The organism is Lentzea indica (genome assembly GCF_012184385.1).
In the GTDB taxonomy this organism is placed as follows: Bacteria; Actinomycetota; Actinomycetes; order Mycobacteriales; family Pseudonocardiaceae; genus Lentzea; species Lentzea indica.
Genome location: NZ_VSRL01000502.1, coordinates 1 through 2,102, shown reverse-complemented (window position 1 = coordinate 2,102; position 2,102 = coordinate 1). Strand labels below are relative to the sequence as shown.

Below are 2,102 nucleotides of genomic sequence, written 5' to 3'. Positions count from 1 at the left end.
CCGGCGCCCGCGCCACCCCGCCGGACTCGCGCGCCGCCGGCCGCAACCGCATCCATCTCGTCGTGGACGACCTCGACGCCGAGATCGCCCGGCTGCGCGACGCGGGGCTGTCGTTCACCAGTGACCTGGTCAGCGGCCCCGGTGGGCGCCAGATCCTGCTCACCGACCCCGCCGGCAACCTCGTCGAGCTGTTCCAGCCCGCCCGCCACTAGCGTTGCGGGGCATGACGACTAGCCAGTTCTGGGACGCGCAGGCCGCGAGTTTCGACGACGAGCCGGACCACGGACTCCGCGATCCCTGGGTGAGGGACGCCTGGGCGCGGCTGCTCCTGCCACTGATGCCGAAGCCGGGCGCCTCCGTCGTCGATCTGGGTTGTGGAACCGGCAGCCTCGCCGTTCTCCTCGCCTCGGCCGGGCACGACGTGCACGGCCTCGACTTCTCCGAGCAGATGGTCGAAGCGGCGAAGGCCAAGGCGGCTGCCGCAGGGGTCGCCGTCGCCCTGGCCACGGGCGACGCGGCTCATCCGCCGTACCCGGAGTCGTCGTTCGACGTCGTCCTGGCGCGGCACGTGTTGTGGGCATTGCCGGATCCGGCCGCAGCGCTCGGCGAATGGGTGCGGCTGCTGCGGCCGGGCGGCGTTCTTCTGCTCGTGGAGGGACGGTGGTCCACCGGCGCGGGTCTTACGTCGACCCAGGCACGCGAGCTGGTTCTACAGGTTCGCGCCGATGCGGTGATCACTCCGCTCGACGACGAAGCGCTGTGGGGACGGCCGATCGAGGACGAGCGCTACCTGCTCAGCTCGTAGCGCACCTGCGGTCGCCACCACCACGGTTCATCGGAAGACGACTGTGCCGTTGCCGTTGGGGAGCACCCGGTGCTCGCAGTGCCAGCGAACGGCACGCGAGAGGGCGATGGCCTCGGCGTCGCGGCCCACAGCGGTGAGCGCGCGCGGGTCGAAGGTGTGGTCGACCCTCAGCACCTCCTGCTCGATGATCGGGCCCTCGTCGAGGTCGGGGGTGACGTAGTGCGCCGTCGCGCCCACGTACTTCACGCCTCGGTCGTAAGCCTGGTGGTAGGGCTTGGCGCCCTTGAAGCCCGGCAGGAACGAGTGGTGGATGTTGATCACACGGCCGGAGAGCTTGGCGCAGAGGTCGTTGGAGAGCACCTGCATGTAGCGCGCCAGCACCACCAGGTCGGCCTGGTACTCCTCGACGAGCTCCAGCAGACGTCGCTCGGCGGCGTGCTTGGTGTCGGCAGTGTTCGGGACGTGCACGAAGTCCAGTCCGGCCGCTTCCGCCATGGGGCGCAGGTCCTCGTGGTTGGACACCACCGCGGCGATCTCGCCGCCGAGACTGCCCGCACGCCAGCGAAAGAGCAGGTCGTTCAGGCAGTGGCCGGCCTTCGACACCATCACGAGGATGCGCGGCCGGCGCTCGTCCCACAGGTCGAAGTCCATCTCGAACTCGCTCGCCACGGCGACGAACTCACGTGCGAGGTCGTCGATGTCCCCGGACGCGCACGAGAACGCGGTGCGCAGGAACAGCTTGCCGCGGGCGTCGTCGTCGAACTGCTGGTGCTCGACGATGTCGCAGCCGTGGTTGACGAGGAACGACGTCACGGCGTGGACGATGCCCGCACGCTCCGGGCAGTTCAGGGTGAGGATGAAGTGTCGCGTCACGACGCCGCTCCGTACTCGACGCACGCGTCGCTCAGCCAGGCCGCGAGGTACTCGGCGAACGACGACCGCACCAGCACCGTGAACCTGTCCTCGCTCGTCACCTGCAGAATGATCCCGGTCCTGGCGAGCAACGTCTGCACGCAAGTGCCGACGGGAGCCGAAGACGGGTGCAGGTCCACGGAACATCCGTGAGTGAGAACGTCCCGGACGTGCGGCCCCTCCAGGACCAGAGTCGTGCGCTGAGCCGAAGTGTCCACAACGGACCCCCGGGAATCCCCGAACGCGCCACGCAACACCTCCTCGATCGAGACCTGCAGGCCGGGTGCCGCGACCACGAGGAACTCGTCCGGTCCCAGCCACAGCACTTCGACGTCACCGAACCGGCCGGATCCCGCGGTGAAGGTGCAGGGAACCGACGGGAACA

At 69.3% G+C, this 2,102-nt stretch carries 4 protein-coding genes; 2 read left to right on the top strand and 2 right to left on the bottom strand.

Features of this window, described 5'->3' with window-relative positions; genetic code table 11:
• Positions 1-212 (top strand): VOC family protein (locus FXN61_RS49030; RefSeq protein ID WP_188136319.1); only part of this gene is annotated, 212 nt, incomplete at its 5' end.
• A gap of 11 nt (positions 213-223) precedes the next feature.
• Positions 224-805 carry a class I SAM-dependent methyltransferase gene (locus FXN61_RS49025; RefSeq protein WP_167980580.1) on the top strand — a complete coding sequence of 194 codons (582 nt, stop codon included), beginning with the start codon at positions 224-226 and terminating at the stop codon, positions 803-805.
• Between the two features lie 27 nt (positions 806-832).
• Here the strand turns inward: FXN61_RS49025 and purU are convergent, their stop codons facing one another.
• Positions 833-1,678, bottom strand: a complete 846-nt coding sequence (purU, locus tag FXN61_RS49020; RefSeq protein ID WP_167980579.1) for a formyltetrahydrofolate deformylase — start codon at positions 1,676-1,678, stop codon at positions 833-835.
• On the bottom strand, positions 1,675-2,102 hold a 428-nt coding region (locus FXN61_RS49015; protein ID WP_167980578.1), incomplete at its 5' end, for a sarcosine oxidase subunit gamma. The genes FXN61_RS49015 and purU, both read right to left, overlap by 4 nt.